Source organism: Caballeronia udeis (genome assembly GCF_044909315.1).
Taxonomy (GTDB): domain Bacteria; phylum Pseudomonadota; class Gammaproteobacteria; order Burkholderiales; family Burkholderiaceae; genus Caballeronia; species Caballeronia udeis_A.
The window spans coordinates 1-18,259 of record NZ_JBIYEB010000065.1 but is presented as its reverse complement, the minus strand read 5'-3'; the positions used below and the strand labels follow the sequence as shown (position 1 = coordinate 18,259).

General features: G+C 58.1%; 14 protein-coding genes and 1 tRNA gene. All 15 read left to right on the top strand.

The annotated features are described in order from the left end of the window. On the top strand, nt 1-138 hold a 138-nt coding region (locus tag ABH944_RS43970), incomplete at its 5' end, for an EF-Tu C-terminal domain-related protein (protein ID WP_472975146.1). Between the two features lie 75 nt (nt 139-213). After that, a tRNA-Trp gene (locus ABH944_RS43965) sits at nt 214-289 on the top strand. Nucleotides 290-323: 34 nt separating this feature from the next. Next, on the top strand, nt 324-704 hold the full coding sequence (gene secE / locus ABH944_RS43960; RefSeq protein WP_047845327.1) for a preprotein translocase subunit SecE: 381 nt from the start codon (nt 324-326) through the stop codon (nt 702-704). Between the two features lies 1 nt (nt 705). Continuing rightward, nucleotides 706-1,263, top strand: a complete 558-nt coding sequence (gene nusG, locus ABH944_RS43955; protein ID WP_031361596.1) for a transcription termination/antitermination protein NusG — start codon at nt 706-708, stop codon at nt 1,261-1,263. A gap of 156 nt (nt 1,264-1,419) precedes the next feature. Next, nucleotides 1,420-1,851, top strand: coding sequence for a 50S ribosomal protein L11 (rplK, locus tag ABH944_RS43950; RefSeq protein ID WP_404615589.1), 432 nt, complete (start codon nt 1,420-1,422; stop codon nt 1,849-1,851). After that, nucleotides 1,852-2,547 carry a 50S ribosomal protein L1 gene (rplA, locus tag ABH944_RS43945; RefSeq protein ID WP_062092984.1) on the top strand — a complete coding sequence of 232 codons (696 nt, stop codon included), beginning with the start codon at nt 1,852-1,854 and terminating at the stop codon, nt 2,545-2,547. Nucleotides 2,548-2,846: 299 nt separating this feature from the next. Continuing rightward, the gene (rplJ, locus tag ABH944_RS43940) at nt 2,847-3,377 is read left to right on the top strand and encodes a 50S ribosomal protein L10 (RefSeq protein WP_404615592.1); all 531 of its coding nucleotides are present in this window, start codon (nt 2,847-2,849) and stop codon (nt 3,375-3,377) included. A gap of 75 nt (nt 3,378-3,452) precedes the next feature. Continuing rightward, nucleotides 3,453-3,824, top strand: a complete 372-nt coding sequence (gene rplL / locus ABH944_RS43935; RefSeq protein WP_404615594.1) for a 50S ribosomal protein L7/L12 — start codon at nt 3,453-3,455, stop codon at nt 3,822-3,824. A gap of 367 nt (nt 3,825-4,191) precedes the next feature. Beyond that, entirely contained in the window at nt 4,192-8,298 is a 4,107-nt protein-coding gene (rpoB, locus tag ABH944_RS43930; RefSeq protein WP_404615596.1) for a DNA-directed RNA polymerase subunit beta, read from the top strand. Between the two features lie 21 nt (nt 8,299-8,319). After that, entirely contained in the window at nt 8,320-12,567 is a 4,248-nt protein-coding gene (gene rpoC / locus ABH944_RS43925) for a DNA-directed RNA polymerase subunit beta' (protein WP_062092987.1), read from the top strand. 192 nt (nt 12,568-12,759) lie between these two features. After that, nucleotides 12,760-14,607, top strand: coding sequence for a DNA helicase RecQ (recQ, locus tag ABH944_RS43920; protein WP_062093156.1), 1,848 nt, complete (start codon nt 12,760-12,762; stop codon nt 14,605-14,607). 201 nt (nt 14,608-14,808) lie between these two features. Then, a complete protein-coding gene (gene rpsL, locus ABH944_RS43915; RefSeq protein WP_035935550.1) occupies nt 14,809-15,189 on the top strand; it encodes a 30S ribosomal protein S12 in 381 nt (126 codons plus the stop codon). A gap of 215 nt (nt 15,190-15,404) precedes the next feature. Further along, the gene (gene rpsG / locus ABH944_RS43910) at nt 15,405-15,875 is read left to right on the top strand and encodes a 30S ribosomal protein S7 (RefSeq protein WP_031361587.1); all 471 of its coding nucleotides are present in this window, start codon (nt 15,405-15,407) and stop codon (nt 15,873-15,875) included. A gap of 134 nt (nt 15,876-16,009) precedes the next feature. Beyond that, the gene (gene fusA / locus ABH944_RS43905) at nt 16,010-18,112 is read left to right on the top strand and encodes an elongation factor G (RefSeq protein ID WP_404615600.1); all 2,103 of its coding nucleotides are present in this window, start codon (nt 16,010-16,012) and stop codon (nt 18,110-18,112) included. Nucleotides 18,113-18,164: 52 nt separating this feature from the next. After that, a partial coding sequence (locus tag ABH944_RS43900) for a GTP-binding protein (protein ID WP_005434227.1) occupies nt 18,165-18,259 on the top strand: 95 nt, incomplete at its 3' end.

Here is an 18,259-nt window from a genome sequence, read left to right as displayed (position 1 = left end):
ATGGTCATGCCGGGTGACAACGTGTCGATCACGGTGAAGCTGATCGCGCCGATCGCGATGGAAGAAGGTCTGCGCTTCGCTATCCGTGAAGGCGGCCGTACCGTCGGCGCGGGTGTCGTCGCTAAGGTTCTCGAGTAAATCGAGCAAAGCCAGAAATTGCTCGATAGTCTGTAGTTTTCGGGGTTGGCGAAATCGCCGACCCCAAAATGGTTTAGGGGTATAGCTCAACTGGCAGAGCGTCGGTCTCCAAAACCGAAGGTTGGGGGTTCGATTCCCTCTGCCCCTGCCACAATCTTGCGTCTCCGGGCGCTGCTTAAGGTGTTATGGCGAATCCTTCCGTCGAAACTGTAAATACTTCCGGCGACAAGTTGATGTTGACCGCGGGCGTATTGTTGGTCTTGGCCGGGTTCGTAGGTTTCTTCTGGCTGAGTGGCCAGGAGTGGTACGTTCGCGGCGCCGCGCTGGCTGTCGGTTTGATCGCGGGTGTTGCGGTCGGTCTTCTCTCCGCACCGGGAAAGGGTTTTATCGCCTTTGCCAAAGATTCGTACAAAGAAGTCCGTAAGGTGGTGTGGCCAACACGTAAGGAAGCCACGCAAACCACGCTGGTGGTCTTCGCATTTGTGCTGATCATGGCAATCTTCTTGTGGCTTAGCGATAAGTCGATTGAGTGGGTGATATTCTCGGTAATTCTGGGTTGGAGATGATATGAGCGAAGCACCAGCATCACCGAGCGGAAAACGTTGGTATGTCGTGCACGCCTACTCCGGTATGGAGAAGAGCGTGCAACGTGCGCTTCAGGAGCGCATCGACCGCGCCGGCATGCAAGATCAGTTTGGTCAAATCCTCGTCCCGACCGAAGAAGTCGTGGAAGTGAAGGGTGGTCACAAGTCGGTGACCGAGCGTCGTTTCTTTCCGGGCTATGTGCTCGTCGAAATGGAAATGACGGACGAAACGTGGCACCTGGTAAAAAATACCGCCAAGGTGACAGGTTTTGTTGGTGGGGCCCGTAACCGTCCGAGCCCGATCTCTCCGCGTGAAGTGGAAAAGATCATGTCGCAGATGCAGGAAGGCGTGGAAAAACCGCGTCCGAAAACGCTCTTCGAAGTGGGCGAGATGGTTCGAGTCAAGGACGGCCCATTCACGGACTTCAACGGCAATGTCGAAGAAGTCAACTACGAGAAATCGCGCGTTCGGGTATCTGTCACCATTTTTGGACGTTCGACCCCCGTTGAACTGGAATTTGGTCAGGTCGAGAAGGTTTAAAAGCATTCGTTTTTTGCCGCGCTCGAAGTGTTTACTTCGTAGCGCGGTTCGCGCTTACAGTCCGCGTTATGGCTGTTGAGGAGCGTCAGTAGCCGATTTTGGCGAGCGCGCGTTATCACTCACCGAACGCTAACGCGTTCTGCAGAGGTTTTCAACATGGCAAAGAAAATCATCGGCTTTATCAAACTGCAGATTCCTGCAGGTAAAGCCAATCCGTCACCGCCGGTTGGTCCGGCACTGGGCCAGCGCGGCCTGAACATCATGGAGTTCTGCAAGGCGTTTAACGCGCAGACTCAAGCGATGGAGCCGGGTCTGCCGGTGCCGGTGGTTATTACGGCGTTCGCGGACAAGAGCTTCACGTTCATCATGAAGACGCCGCCGGCTACCGTTCTGATCAAGAAGGCAGCGGGTATCCAGAAGGGTTCGCCGAAGCCGAATGCTGACAAGGTCGGTAACATTACGCGCGCTCAAGCTGAAGAAATCGCAAAGACCAAGATGCCTGACCTGACCGCAGCGGATCTGGACGCAGCGGTCCGTACGATCGCCGGCAGCGCCCGTTCGATGGGCATCACCGTGGAGGGCGTGTAAATGGCTAAGCTTTCTAAGCGTCTTCAAGCGTTCGCCTCCAAGGTCGATCGTATGAAGCTGTATCCCGTCGACGACGCTCTTTCGCTCGTGAAAGAATGCGCAAGCGCGAAGTTCGATGAATCTATTGACGTAGCTGTGCAGCTCGGCATCGACGCGAAGAAGTCGGACCAAGTCGTTCGCGGCTCGGTCGTGTTGCCCGCAGGCACCGGCAAGTCGGTTCGCGTTGCTGTGTTTGCGCAAGGCGAAAAGGCTGAGCAGGCTCGTGCAGCCGGCGCAGAAATCGTCGGTATGGAAGACCTGGCTGAGCAAGTCAAGGCCGGTAACCTGAACTTCGACGTTGTGATCGCTTCGCCGGACACAATGCGCGTTGTTGGTACGCTCGGTCAGATTCTCGGCCCGCGCGGCCTGATGCCGAACCCGAAGGTCGGTACGGTTACCGCTGACGTTGCTCAAGCTGTTCGCAACGCAAAGGCTGGTCAGGTGCAGTTCCGCGTCGACAAGGGCGGGATCATCCACGCAACCATCGGCCGTGCTTCGTTTGAGCCGGCGTCGTTGCGTCAGAATTTGTCGGCACTGGTGGAAGCCCTTCAAAAGGCCAAGCCGGCGACCAGCAAGGGCGTGTATCTGCGCAAGATCGCATTGTCGAGCACGATGGGTGTCGGCGTGCGCGTAGATCACTCCACGCTCTCGCAGTAAGGATTTATGCGCTGGCTGACGCGATCTCGCGTCAGCCAGCGTGAAGGGCTTTGGGCGGTTGCAAGCTGCAGTTTGGCGAGCAACCGGTTGTCAAAGACCGTTGGCGGAAGCGCAGCAGTTAGGCGTGACCTTAATGCAAGCCAACGCAGATGGCGAACCCGGAACAGTTTTGGTGTGGTTGAAGTCGGTTGTCACGTGCCGTGAGGTGCGCACCAGCCGGTCGAAATACTCCTGACAGGTCGGACGCCGTTGTTGAACGCGGTGCGCTAAGTTGGCGCATCGAATCTGGAGGTTTAACCGTGCCACTGAACAAAGAAGACAAGCAGGCAGTTGTCGCTGAAGTCGCCGCGCAAGTTGCGAAGGCTCAGACGATGGTGCTCGCTGAGTATCGTGGAATTGCGGTTGGCGATCTGACCAAGCTTCGCGCAAAGGCTCGCGAGCAACAAGTGTATCTCCGCGTGTTGAAAAACACGTTGGCGCGTCGCGCCGTGGAAGGTACGCCGTTCGCTCCGCTGGCCGAGCAGATGACCGGTCCTCTGATCTACGGCATCTCGGAAGATGCAATTGCTGCTGCCAAGGTTGTTAACGACTTCGGCAAAACCAATGACAAGTTGATCATCAAGGCTGGTTCCTACGAAGGCAACGTGATGGACAAGGCGGCTGTGCAAGCACTCGCCAACATCCCGAGCCGCGAAGAACTGCTCTCCAAGTTGTTGTACGTCATGCAAGCCCCTGTTGCCGGCTTCGCGCGCGCTTTGGCCGCGCTTGCCGAGAAAAAGGGTGGCGGTGCTGAAGCTCCGGCTGAAGCGCAACCGGAAGTTGCTGCTTAACGTATCGCGCTTGGTTGCCTGGTTAGGCTTACAAGATCGCTGGCTGTATCCGAATTCAATTTAGGAGTATCTCAAATGGCAATCGCAAAAGATGACATCCTCGAAGCAGTAAGCTCGATGTCGGTTCTGGAATTGAACGAGCTGGTCAAGGCGTTCGAAGAAAAGTTTGGCGTGTCGGCTGCTGCTGTCGCAGTTGCAGGCCCCGCAGGTGCTGGCGCTGCTGTTGCTGAAGAGCAGACCGAGTTCACGGTGAACCTGGTCGAAATCGGCGCAAACAAGGTGTCGGTGATTAAGGCTGTTCGCGAACTGACGGGTCTCGGCCTGAAGGAAGCGAAGGACCTGGTTGACGGTGCACCGAAGCCTGTTAAGGAATCGGTACCGAAGGCTGCTGCTGAAGAAGCGAAGAAGAAGCTGGAAGAAGCAGGCGCGAAGGCTGAAATCAAGTAAGTTTCACTGCGCTTTGCTAAGGCTGGCGGTCTATTGACCGCCGGCCTTTTTCTGCTTTGTGGGGACAATGTTTTAAGTCGCCGGTTTCGGCAACAAAAACCTCACAGAAGCCAAAGAAAAACATCGGTCAGGTGATTTTACCGATTCTTTTCTTTGTCTTCTGAAGCGACTGCAGAAGGCAAGTTTGGTCGGGTAGCGGGCAACACAGGCATCCGCTGCCGTCAGCCAGCGGTTGGTAGCGGCCAACCACCAAGCTTCTAGGCTCGTTCGTCCTCCCCGGGCGTATGGCGAGTCTCAGTCGGTGAACACCGGGTCGTGTCATCGAGGTATCCCGCCTCGGCAACGCCCGCCGTGATTCGGAGATCGTATGCAATATTCCTTCACCGAGAAGAAGCGTATTCGCAAGAGTTTCGCGAAACGCCCCATCGTTCACCAGGTTCCCTTCTTGCTGGCAACCCAGCTTGAATCATTCAGCACATTTCTGCAAGCCGAGACCATCGGGACTCAGCGTAAGGCAGAGGGACTGCAAGCAGCATTCTCATCGGTGTTTCCGATCGTTTCGCACAACGGTTTTGCGCGTCTCGAGTTCGTCAGCTACATGCTTTCGCCGCCGGCATTCAACATCAAGGAATGTCAGCAGCGCGGTTTGACGTATTGCTCCGCCTTGCGCGCGAAGGTACGTCTGGTACTGCTCGACAAGGAATCGCCGAGCAAGCCGGTCGTCAAGGAAGTGAAGGAACAGGAAGTCTACATGGGCGAAATGCCGCTCATGACGCCGACCGGTTCGTTTGTCATCAACGGCACGGAACGCGTGATCGTGTCCCAGTTGCATCGTTCGCCTGGCGTGTTCTTCGAACACGACAAGGGCAAGACGCACAGCTCGGGCAAGCTGCTGTTCTCGGCTCGTATCATCCCTTACCGTGGTTCGTGGCTCGACTTCGAATTCGATCCGAAGGACGTGCTGTATTTCCGCGTCGACCGTCGCCGGAAAATGCCTGTGACCATCCTGCTGAAGGCCATTGGCCTGACGCCGGAACAGATCCTCGCAAACTTCTTCGTCTTCGATAACTTCGCTCTGATGGCCGAAGGCGCGCAAATGGAATTCGTGCCGGAGCGTCTGCGCGGTGAAGTCGCGCGCTTCGACATCCAGGATCGCGAAGGCGCAGTCATCGTCCAGAAGGACAAGCGGATCAACGCGAAGCACATTCGCGACCTCGAAGCCGCGAAGACGAAGTTCATCTCGGTTCCGGAAGACTATTTGCTTGGCCGCGTGCTGGCGAAGAACGTCGTGGATGGCGAAACGGGTGAAGTGATCGCGAACGCCAACGACGAGATCACCGAAATGGTGCTCGAGAAGCTGCGCGAGTCGAAGGTCAAGGACATCCAGACGCTCTACACGAACGATCTGGACCAGGGTCCGTACATCTCGTCGACGCTGCGTATCGACGAAACCGCCGACCGCATGGCTGCACGTATCGCGATCTACCGCATGATGCGTCCGGGCGAACCGCCGACGGAAGAAGCCGTTGAAGCGCTGTTCAACCGTCTGTTCTACAGCGAAGACGCGTACGACCTGTCGAAGGTGGGTCGTATGAAGTTCAATCGCCGTGTGGGCCGTGACGAGATCGTCGGCAAGATGACGTTGGAAGACGACGACATCCTGGCGACCATCAAGATCCTGGTCGAGCTGCGTAACGGCAAGGGCGAAGTGGACGATATTGACCACTTGGGCAATCGCCGTGTGCGTTGCGTAGGTGAGCTGGCTGAGAATCAGTTCCGTGCGGGCCTCGTGCGCGTGGAACGGGCTGTGAAGGAACGTCTGGGTCAGGCTGAAAGCGAAAACCTGATGCCGCATGACCTGATCAACTCGAAGCCGATTTCGTCGGCCATTCGTGAGTTCTTCGGTTCGTCGCAGTTGTCGCAGTTTATGGACCAGACGAACCCGTTGTCGGAAATCACCCACAAGCGCCGTGTTTCGGCTCTTGGACCAGGCGGTTTGACGCGTGAACGCGCAGGCTTTGAAGTCCGCGACGTGCACCCGACCCACTATGGCCGTGTGTGCCCGATTGAAACGCCGGAAGGTCCGAACATCGGGCTGATCAACTCGCTGGCGCTGTACGCGCACTTGAACGAATACGGTTTCCTCGAGACGCCGTATCGGAAAGTGGTCGACAGCAAGGTGACGGATCAGATCGACTACCTGTCGGCGATCGAAGAAGGCCGCTACGTGATCGCTCAGGCGAACGCGTCGCTGGGCGAAGGTGGCACGCTGACCGACGAACTGGTTTCGTCGCGTGAAGCGGGCGAAACGCTGATGGTCACGCCGGACCGCATCCAGTACATGGACGTGGCGCCGTCGCAGATCGTGTCCGTGGCTGCTTCGCTGATTCCGTTCCTTGAACACGATGACGCGAACCGCGCATTGATGGGCTCGAACATGCAACGTCAGGCCGTTCCTTGCCTGCGTCCTGAAAAGGCTGTGGTCGGTACGGGTATCGAACGTACGGTGGCAGTCGACTCGGGCACGACCGTGCAGGCGTTCCGCGGCGGTATCGTGGATTACGTCGATGCCGGCCGTATCGTGATTCGCGTGAACGACGATGAAGCGGTTGCCGGTGAAGTCGGTGTCGACATCTACAACCTGATCAAGTACACGCGTTCGAACCAGAACACGAACATCAACCAGCGCCCGATCGTCAAGGTCGGCGACCGTGTTGGCCGTGGCGACGTCGTGGCCGACGGCGCATCGACCGATCTGGGCGAGCTCGCGCTCGGTCAGAACATGCTGGTCGCGTTTATGCCGTGGAACGGCTACAACTTCGAAGATTCGATCCTGATCTCGGAGAAGGTCGTTGCCGAAGACCGTTACACGTCGATCCACATCGAAGAATTGAATGTGGTTGCACGCGATACGAAGCTCGGACCGGAAGAAATCACGCGCGACATCTCGAACCTGGCTGAAGTGCAACTCGGCCGTCTCGATGAGTCGGGCATTGTGTACATCGGCGCTGAAGTGGAAGCGGGCGACGTGCTGGTCGGCAAGGTCACGCCGAAGGGCGAAACCCAACTGACGCCGGAAGAAAAGCTGCTGCGCGCGATCTTCGGCGAGAAGGCGTCGGACGTGAAGGATACGTCGCTGCGCGTGCCGTCGGGCATGAGCGGCACGGTGATCGACGTGCAAGTGTTCACGCGCGAAGGCATTACGCGTGACAAGCGTGCACAGCAGATTATTGATGACGAACTGAAGCGTTATCGCCTGGACTTGAACGACCAGTTGCGCATTGTGGAAGGCGACGCGTTCTCGCGTCTCGCCCGTATGCTCAACGGCAAGGTCGCGAACGGCGGTCCGAAGAAGCTGGCGAAGGGCACGAAGATCGACCTGCCGTATCTGGAAGATCTGGATCACTACCACTGGTTCGACATCCGCCTCGCGGACGAAGAAGCAGCGGCACAGCTCGAAGCTATCAAGGATTCCATCGAACAAAAGCGTCACCAGTTCGATCTGGCGTTCGAAGAAAAGCGCAAGAAGCTGACGCAAGGCGACGAACTGCCGCCGGGCGTGCTGAAGATGGTCAAGGTGTACCTGGCTGTGAAGCGTCGTCTGCAACCGGGCGACAAGATGGCCGGCCGTCACGGTAACAAGGGTGTGGTGTCGAAGATCGTGCCGATCGAAGACATGCCGTACATGGCCGATGGCCGTCCGGCGGACGTCGTGCTGAATCCGCTCGGCGTGCCGTCGCGGATGAACGTGGGTCAGATTCTCGAAGTACATCTGGGCTGGGCCGCGAAGGGTCTGGGATGGCGTATTGGCGAGATGCTGCAGCGTCAGACCAAGATCGAAGAGCTGCGTGCTTTCCTGACCAAGATCTATAACGAGTCGGGCCGCAAGGAAGAGCTGGACAACTTCACTGACGACGAAATCGTCGAACTGGCGAAGAACCTGCGCGAAGGTGTTCCTTTTGCAACGCCGGTGTTCGACGGCGCGACGGAAGGCGAAATGGAACGTGCGCTGGACCTCGCGTTCCCTGACGACATCGCGAAGCAGTTGGGCATGACGAAGTCGAAGAACCAGGTGCAGTTGAGCGACGGCCGCACGGGTGAACCGTTCGAACGGACGGTTACGGTGGGCTACATGCACTACCTGAAGCTGCATCACCTGGTTGACGACAAGATGCACGCTCGTTCGACCGGACCGTACTCGCTCGTCACGCAGCAGCCGCTGGGTGGTAAGGCGCAGTTCGGTGGCCAGCGTTTCGGTGAGATGGAAGTGTGGGCGCTCGAAGCATATGGCGCTTCGTACGTGCTGCAAGAAATGCTGACTGTTAAGTCGGATGACGTGGCGGGTCGTACCAAGGTGTATGAAAACCTGGTCAAGGGTGACCACGTGATCGACGCCGGCATGCCTGAGTCGTTCAATGTGTTGGTGAAGGAAATCCGGTCGCTCGGTATCGACATCGACCTGGACCGGAACTAATCGGACTACTGGAGAGACGCAATGAAAGCTCTGCTCGATCTATTCAAGCAAGTCCAACAACCTGAAGTTTTTGACGCGATCAAGATCGGTCTGGCCTCGCCGGACAAGATCCGTTCGTGGTCCTTCGGCGAAGTGAAGAAGCCTGAAACCATCAACTACCGGACGTTCAAGCCGGAACGCGATGGCCTGTTCTGCGCCAAGATTTTTGGCCCGATCAAGGACTACGAGTGCCTGTGCGGCAAGTACAAGCGCCTGAAGCACCGCGGTGTGATCTGCGAAAAGTGCGGCGTTGAAGTCACGCTCGCCAAGGTGCGTCGCGAACGGATGGGCCACATTGAACTGGCCTCGCCGGTTGCGCACATCTGGTTCTTGAAGTCGTTGCCGTCGCGTCTGGGCATGGTGCTCGACATGACGCTGCGCGACATCGAACGCGTGCTGTATTTCGAAGCGTACGTGGTGATCGAACCGGGCATGACGCCGCTGAAAGCGCGGCAGATCATGACCGAAGAGGATTACTACAATAAGGTCGAAGAATACGGCGACGAATTCCGTGCCGAGATGGGCGCGGAAGGCGTGCGTGAACTGCTGCGTGCGATCAACATCGACGAACAGGTCGAAGTGCTGCGCACCGAACTCAAGAACACGGGTTCGGAAGCGAAGATCAAGAAGTACGCGAAGCGCCTGAAAGTGCTCGAGGCATTCCAGCGTTCGGGCATCAAGCCGGACTGGATGGTGCTCGAAGTGCTGCCGGTGCTGCCGCCGGAACTGCGTCCGCTGGTGCCGCTGGATGGCGGCCGTTTCGCGACGTCGGACCTGAACGACCTGTATCGCCGCGTGATCAACCGTAACAACCGGTTGAAGCGTCTGCTCGAGTTGAAGGCGCCTGAAATCATCGTCCGCAACGAAAAGCGGATGCTGCAGGAAGCTGTCGATTCGCTGCTCGACAACGGTCGTCGCGGTAAGGCAATGACTGGCGCGAACAAGCGTCCGCTGAAGTCGCTCGCTGACATGATCAAGGGTAAGGGCGGTCGTTTCCGTCAGAACTTGCTCGGTAAGCGCGTTGACTACTCGGGCCGTTCGGTGATCGTGGTCGGCCCGACGTTGAAGCTGCATCAGTGCGGTTTGCCGAAGCTGATGGCGCTCGAACTGTTCAAGCCGTTCATCTTCAATAAGCTCGAAGTGATGGGTGTTGCGACCACCATCAAGGCTGCGAAGAAGGAAGTCGAGAACCAGACGCCGGTGGTGTGGGACATCCTGGAAGAGGTGATCCGCGAACATCCGGTCATGCTGAACCGTGCGCCTACGCTTCACCGTCTTGGCATTCAGGCTTTCGAGCCGGTGCTGATCGAAGGTAAGGCTATCCAGCTGCACCCGCTCGTTTGCGCGGCGTTCAACGCCGACTTCGACGGTGACCAGATGGCTGTGCACGTGCCGCTGTCGCTCGAAGCACAGATGGAAGCGCGCACGCTGATGCTGGCGTCGAACAATGTCCTGTTCCCGGCCAACGGCGATCCGTCGATCGTGCCGTCGCAGGATATCGTGCTGGGTCTTTACTATGCGTCGCGTGAAGCGGTGAATGGCAAGGGCGAAGGCATGACGTTCACGGGCGTGTCGGAAGCGATTCGCGCGTACGAAAACAAGGAAGTCGAGCTGGCGTCGCGCGTGAATGTCCGGATCACGGAAATGATCCATAACCCGGACCAGAGCGAAGGCGCACCGAAGTTCGTGCCGAAGATCACGCTGTACGCAACCACGGTCGGCCGTTCTATTCTCTCGGAAATTCTGCCACCAGGACTGCCGTTCTCGGTGCTGAACCGGCCGCTGAAGAAGAAGGAAATTTCGCGCCTGATCAACACGGCATTCCGCAAGTGCGGTCTGCGCGAAACGGTGATCTTCGCCGACCAGCTGATGCAGATGGGTTTCCGTCTGGCTACGCGCGCCGGTATTTCGATTTGCGTCGACGACATGCTCGTGCCGCCGCAGAAAGAACAGATCGTTGGTGATGCAGCCAAGAAGGTGAAGGAGTACGACCGTCAGTACATGTCGGGTCTCGTCACCTCGCAAGAGCGCTACAACAACGTGGTCGACATCTGGTCGGCAACGTCGGAAGCGGTCGGCAAGGCGATGATGGAGCAGTTGGCTACGGAACCCGTGGTCGACCGCGACGGTAATCAGACGAAGCAGGAATCGTTCAACTCGATCTACATGATGGCCGACTCGGGCGCTCGTGGATCCGCTGTGCAGATTCGTCAGCTGGCCGGTATGCGTGGCCTGATGGCGAAGCCGGACGGCTCGATTATCGAGACGCCTATCACGGCGAACTTCCGTGAAGGCCTGAACGTGTTGCAGTACTTCATCTCGACCCACGGTGCACGTAAAGGCCTGGCCGATACGGCGTTGAAGACGGCGAACTCGGGTTACCTGACGCGTCGTCTCGTTGACGTGACGCAGGACCTGGTCGTGGTCGAAGACGATTGCGGCACGACGAACGGCGTCGCCATGAAGGCGCTGGTTGAAGGCGGTGAAGTTGTCGAAGCGTTGCGTGACCGGATTCTCGGCCGCGTGACCGTGGCTGACGTCGTCAATCCGGAAACGCAGGAAACGCTGTACGAATCGGGCACGTTGCTCGACGAAGATGCAGTGGACGAAATCGAACGCCTGGGTATTGACGAAGTGCGCGTGCGCACGCCGTTGACCTGCGAAACGCGTTACGGCCTGTGCGCTTCGTGCTATGGCCGCGACCTGGGTCGTGGCTCGCGCGTGAACGTCGGCGAAGCGGTGGGTGTGATCGCTGCTCAGTCGATCGGCGAACCGGGCACGCAGCTGACTATGCGTACGTTCCACATCGGTGGTGCGGCGTCGCGTGCGGCTATTGCATCGTCGGTTGAAGCGAAGTCGAACGGTACGGTGCGTTTCACGGCAACCATGCGTTACGTCACGAATGCGAAGGGCGAGCAGATCGTCATCTCGCGTTCGGGCGAGGCGATCATTGCCGACGACCTCGGTCGTGAGCGCGAACGTCACAAGATCCCTTATGGCGCTACGTTGCTGCAACTGGACGGCGCGCAGATCAAGGCTGGTGCACAACTGGCTCAATGGGATCCGTTGACGCGTCCGATCATCACCGAGTGGGGCGGTACGGTGAAGTTCGAAAACGTCGAAGAAGGCGTGACGGTAGCAAAGCAGATCGACGACGTGACGGGGCTTTCAACGCTCGTCGTGATCGACGTGAAGCGTCGCGGTTCGCAAGCGGCGAAGAGCGTTCGTCCGCAAGTGAAGCTGCTCGATGCGCAAGGCGAAGAGGTCAAGATCCCGAACACCGAGCATTCGGTGCAGATCGGCTTCCAGGTCGGCGCACTGATCACCGTGAAGGATGGTCAGCAAGTGCAGGTGGGTGAAGTGCTGGCACGTATCCCGGTTGAAGCGCAGAAGACGCGTGACATTACCGGTGGTCTGCCGCGCGTGGCCGAACTGTTCGAAGCGCGCTCGCCGAAGGACGCCGGTATCTTGGCCGAAGTCACGGGTACGACGTCGTTTGGTAAGGACACGAAGGGCAAGCAGCGTCTCGTTATTACCGACGTGGAAGGGGAACAGCATGAGTTCCTGATCACGAAGGAAAAGCAGGTGCTGGTGCACGATGGTCAGGTCGTCAACAAGGGCGAAATGATTGTCGATGGCCCGGCGGATCCGCACGACATCCTGCGTTTGCAGGGTATCGAAGCGTTGGCTCGCTACATCGTGGACGAAGTGCAGGACGTGTACCGTCTGCAGGGCGTGAAGATCAACGACAAGCACATTGAAGTGATCGTGCGTCAGATGTTGCGCCGTGTGCAGATCGTCGACAACGGCGATACGCGCTTCATCATGGGCGAACAGGTTGAGCGTTCGGACATGCTGGACGAGAACGACCGGATGGCTGCGGAAGACAAGATCCCCGCGACCTACGAGAACGTGCTGCTGGGTATTACGAAGGCATCGCTCTCGACCGATTCGTTCATTTCGGCAGCTTCGTTCCAGGAAACGACGCGCGTGTTGACCGAAGCGGCCATCATGGGCAAGCGCGACGATTTGCGCGGTCTGAAGGAAAACGTGATTGTCGGCCGTCTGATTCCGGCCGGTACGGGTCTCGCGTTCCACAAGGCGCGCAAGAGCCGCGAGCTGTCGGATCGTCAACGCTTCGACCAGATTGCAGCGGAAGAATCGTTCGACTTCGGTACGCCCGAAACCGCACCTGCCGCACCTGCGGAACAGCAGCATCCGGCGGAGTAAGCTCTGGGGTCCGGGCCTTTTTACAGGTTCGGGCTTCGGTAACTGACCTGCTGGTACGAGAAGCCGCCCGGTTTATACCGGGCGGCTTTTTTTTGCTCTATCGATTGGCTAACGTTGAGTCATGCGACGGTTTGACGGCCCGGTCGTTGGTAAAATCGGGGCACTCACGCTCTGGCGCACTCCGTCTTCTCCATGTCCCGTTCGCTCGAAATTCTCAAGCAAGTATTTGGCTATCCCGCTTTTCGGGGGCAGCAGGGCGATATCGTCGATCATGTGGCCGCCGGCGGGGACTCGCTCGTGCTCATGCCAACGGGCGGCGGCAAGTCGCTGTGTTATCAGATTCCCGCTTTGTTGCGCCGCGAGGCCGGGTTCGGCGCGGGGATTGTCGTGTCGCCGCTGATCGCGCTGATGCAGGATCAGGTGGCGGCGTTGAGCGAAGTCGGCGTGCGTGCCGCGTGCCTGAATTCGACGCTCACCGGCGCGGAAGCCGCTGCAACGGAGCGCGCGTTGCGTAACGGGGAAATCGACCTGCTGTATGTCGCGCCGGAGCGCCTGATGACGCCCCGTTTCCTCGAGTTGATCGAGAGCGTGCGCATTGGTCTGTTTGCCATCGATGAAGCGCATTGCGTGTCGCAATGGGGGCACGATTTCCGGCCGGAATATATCCAGTTGTCAGTGCTGCATGAGCGGTTTCCATCGGTACCGCGGATCGCATTGACGGCTACCGCCGACGCCATTACGCGCGATGAAATCGTGCATCGCCTTGCGTTGGACGACGCGCGTATTTTTGTCTCCAGCTTTGATCGCCCGAATATTCGATATCGGATTGTAGAGAAGGACAACGCGCGTGCGCAGTTGCTCGATTTCATCCGCGCCGAACATACAAATCCCGACAAAACCACCGACGCCGGCGTGATCTATTGCTTGTCACGCCGCAAGGTGGAAGAAACCGCCGACTGGCTAAAAAGCCAGGGCGTGCGCGCGCTGCCGTATCACGCGGGCATGGAGTATGAAACGCGTCAGCGGCACCAGGAAATGTTCAAGCGCGAAGAGGGCATCGTGATGTGCGCGACGATTGCTTTCGGCATGGGAATCGATAAACCCGATGTGCGGTTTGTGGCGCACCTGGATCTGCCCAAGAGCGTAGAAGGGTACTACCAGGAAACCGGGCGCGCGGGACGCGACGGCATGCCGGCGAACGCGTGGATGGCGTACGGGCTTGGCGACGTGGTGCAGCAGCGCAAGATGATCGATGAATCGGACGCTGACGATACCCACAAGCGCGTGCAGGGCGGCAAGCTCGACGCGTTGCTTGGGCTGTGCGAAGCGGCGTCGTGCCGGCGCGTGCGTTTGCTCGGTTATTTTGGCGAGGCCAGCCAGCCCTGCGGGAATTGCGATACTTGTCTGGAGCCTCCGGAATCATGGGACGCCACCCGTGAAGCCCAAATGGCGCTGTCCTGCGTGTATCGCGCGTATAAGGCGAGCGGATTTCATTTCGGCGCCGGCCACCTGATCGACATTCTGCGCGGCAGCCGGAGCGAGAAACTACTCCAGCGTGGTCACGAAAAGCTATCCACGTTCGGACTTGGCGCGGCGCTTTCAGAGCAAGAGTGGCGCGCGGTGTTTCGCCAATTGGTGGCGTTTGGCTATCTGGCCGTCGACCACGACGGTTTCGGCGCGCTGATTCTCACCGAGGCAAGCAAAGCCGTGCTCAAGGGTGAGCAGAACGTCACGTTACGCAAGTATGTGAAGCCCACGCGCACGCGGCAGTCGTCTAGTCGAACTGGCGAACGCGCCGATCCAACCGCGGGTATGTCGCCACGCATCAAGGCGCGCTGGGAGCGGTTGCGCGCGTGGCGTGCGAGCATGGCAAAGAGCGATGGCGTGCCAGCCTACGTGATTTTCCACGATGCGACGCTCGCTGAGATCGCACGCAACGAACCGGATTCCATCGAGGATCTGAGCCAGATTCCGGGCATCGGCGCCCGCAAACTCGAGCGTTTCGGGGACGAATTGCTCGAAGTCGTTGGCGCGAACTAGCTTTTAATGACCCGATCACGTCGCACGACATCCAAGCTGTTGACCGCATTGGGATTTTCAGATTATGATGCTAGGTTCTCGTTCTTGGATCTGCTGAGGGGTTTCCTCGCACGCACGAACAAGAGCCGGAGTGCTCGATGCGCAGTCCGTTTTGCTTTGCCCGAAACGGGGCGTCGATTTTGATCAATTTAGGAATAGACAATGCCAACCATCAATCAATTGGTTCGCAAAGGCCGCGCTTCAGAAACAGTGAAGAGCAAGTCGCCGGCTTTGCAGGACTGCCCGCAGCGTCGCGGCGTGTGCACTCGCGTGTACACGACGACGCCGAAGAAGCCGAACTCGGCACTTCGTAAAGTTGCAAAAGTTCGTCTGACGAACGGTTTCGAAGTTATTTCGTACATCGGTGGTGAAGGCCACAACCTGCAGGAACACTCGGTCGTGCTGATTCGCGGTGGTCGTGTGAAAGACTTGCCGGGTGTGCGTTACCACATGGTTCGCGGCTCGCTGGATACCCAGGGCGTCAAGGACCGTAAGCAAGCTCGCTCGAAGTATGGTGCGAAGCGCGCTAAGGCCGGCAAGTAAATTCTTGCTGGTTAAGTTACACGAGTCGTACAGGTTGCCCCTAACAGGGCGTTCAAGCGATGGTGCCGGAAGTGCCGGCGCTGTCGAGTAAGTGGTCACCCGGCCAAGCTGGTTAGTCAGGGCAGTGCGCACGTAAATGCGCGTTTTAGATGGATCGGGTTTGTTGGTGACCGCGGGGCTGATATGGCTCCAACTGAAAAATCAAAGGAAGAAACATGCCGCGTCGTCGCGAAGTCCCCAAACGGGACATATTGCCGGATCCGAAATTCGGCAACGTAGATGTAGCCAAGTTCATGAACGTGATCATGCTGTCGGGCAAGAAGTCGGTTGCCGAGCGTATCGTTTATGGCGCTTTTGAACAGATCCAGACCAAGGGTGGCAAGGACCCGCTGGAAGTGTTCACGGGTGCGCTCAACAACGTCAAGCCGGTCGTCGAAGTGAAGAGCCGTCGCGTTGGTGGTGCGAACTATCAAGTTCCAGTCGAAGTGCGTCCGTCGCGTCGTATGGCATTGGCGATGCGTTGGTTGCGCGAAGCTGCGAAGAAGCGCAGCGAGAAGTCGATGGCCCTGCGTCTCGCAGGTGAGCTTTCGGAGGCCGCGGAAGGCCGTGGCGGCGCGATGAAGAAGCGCGACGAAGTTCACCGGATGGCAGAAGCCAATAAGGCGTTCTCGCACTTCCGCTTCTAAGGCTGCTTTTAGGCCTCCCGACCTGGGACGAACGGAAAAACCTCCGGGCGGGTGCGCTTACAAAGCGCCTCGCCCGTTTGTGTTAGGGCGTGACTGGCATGTGTCGGTCGCGTCGACCCAATTAAGGATTCAAAGTGGCTCGCAAGACACCTATCGAGCGCTACCGTAATATCGGTATCAGCGCTCACATCGACGCCGGCAAAACGACGACGACCGAGCGCATCCTGTTTTATACGGGCGTGAACCACAAAATCGGTGAAGTTCACGACGGCGCAGCAACAATGGACTGGATGGAGCAGGAGCAGGAGCGCGGCATCACCATCACGTCGGCAGCAACGACGGCCTTCTGGAAAGGCATGGCTGGCGACCGCCCCGAGCACCGCATCAACATCATCGACACCCCGGGACACGTCGACTTCACCATTGAAGTTGAACGCTCCATGCGTGTGCTCGACGGTGCGTGCATGGTTTATTGCGCTGTGGGCGGCGTTCAGCCCCAGTCGGAAACTGTCTGGCGCCAGGCCAACAAGTACAAGGTTCCCCGTCTCGCGTTCATCAACAAGATGGACCGTACCGGCGCGAACTTCTTCAAGGTCTATGACCAGCTCAAGCTGCGTCTGAAGGCAAACCCCGTTCCTATCGTGGTGCCGATCGGCGCAGAAGACACGTTCACGGGTGTGGTCGACCTGATCAAGATGAAGGCGATCATTTGGGACGAAGCGTCCCAGGGTACCAAGTTCTCGTACGAAGAAATTCCGGCTGCGTTGAAGGATACGTGCGATGAATGGCGTGAAAAGATGGTTGAAGCTGCGGCCGAAGCCAACGAAGAAATGATGAACAAGTATCTTGAAACGGGCGAGCTGACCGAACAAGAAATCTTGAAGGGTCTTCGCGATCGTACGATTGCTTGCGAAATCCAGCCGATGTTGTGCGGCACGGCTTTCAAGAACAAGGGCGTTCAGCGCATGTTGGACGCTGTGCTCGACTTCCTGCCGTCGCCGGTGGATATTCCTCCGGTTCTGGGCGAACTCGAAGACGGCGAGCGTGCTGAACGCCGTGCCGCCGACGACGAAAAGTTCTCGGCTCTCGCGTTCAAGATCATGACCGACCCGTTCGTCGGCCAGTTGATCTTTTTCCGCGTGTACTCGGGCATGACCAAGTCGGGCGACACGCTGCTGAACGCGACCAAGGACAAGAAGGAACGTCTGGGTCGTATTCTGCTGATGCACGCAAACCAGCGCGAAGAAATCAAGGAAGTGCACGCGGGCGACATCGCCGCTGCGGTTGGTTTGAAAGACGCAACCACGGGCGACACGCTGTGCGATCCGGCACATCCGATCGTTCTGGAACGCATGATTTTCCCGGAGCCGGTGATTTCGCAGGCGGTGGAACCGAAGACCAAGCCTGACCAGGAAAAGATGGGCCTCGCGCTCAATCGTCTGGCTCAGGAAGATCCATCATTCCGCGTTCAGACCGACGAAGAGTCGGGCCAGACCATCATTTCGGGTATGGGCGAACTGCACCTGGAAATTTTGGTCGACCGCATGCGGCGCGAATTCGGCGTTGAAGCAACGGTTGGCAAGCCGCAAGTTGCGTATCGCGAAACGATCCGCGGCAAGGCTGAAGACGTTGATGGCAAGTTCGTCAAGCAGTCGGGTGGTCGTGGTCAGTACGGCCACGCTGTCATTACGCTTGAGCCGAATGAGCAGGGCAAGGGCTACGAGTTCCTGGACGAGATCAAGGGCGGTGTGATTCCGCGCGAGTACATCCCGGCTGTGGACAAGGGCATTCAGGAAACGCTGAAGGCAGGCGTGCTGGCTGGCTTCCCGGTGGTCGACGTGAAGGTTCACCTGACCTTCGGTTCGTACCATGACGTTGACTCGAACGAAAATGCGTTCCGCATGGCAGGTTCGATGGCGTTCAAGGAAGCAATGCGCCGTGCAAACCCGGTCATCCTCGAACCGATGATGGCTGTGGAAGTCGAAACGCCGGAAGATTACATGGGCAATGTGATGGGCGATCTGTCGAGCCGTCGCGGTATCGTCCAGGGCATGGAAGACATGATTGGCGGTGGCAAGATCGTGCGCGCTGAAGTCCCGCTGTCGGAAATGTTCGGCTACTCGACGTCGCTGCGTTCGGCGACGCAAGGTCGCGCTACGTACACGATGGAATTCAAGCACTATTCTGAAGCTCCGCGTAACGTCTCCGAAGCGATCATCAACGCGAAATCCAAGTAATTCGGCAAGCCAAAAGTCTTTAACCGATCAACATATTTGAAAGAAGGTAATCATGGCAAAAGGTAAATTCGAACGGACCAAGCCGCACGTCAACGTAGGCACGATTGGTCACGTCGACCATGGCAAGACCACGCTGACGGCAGCGAT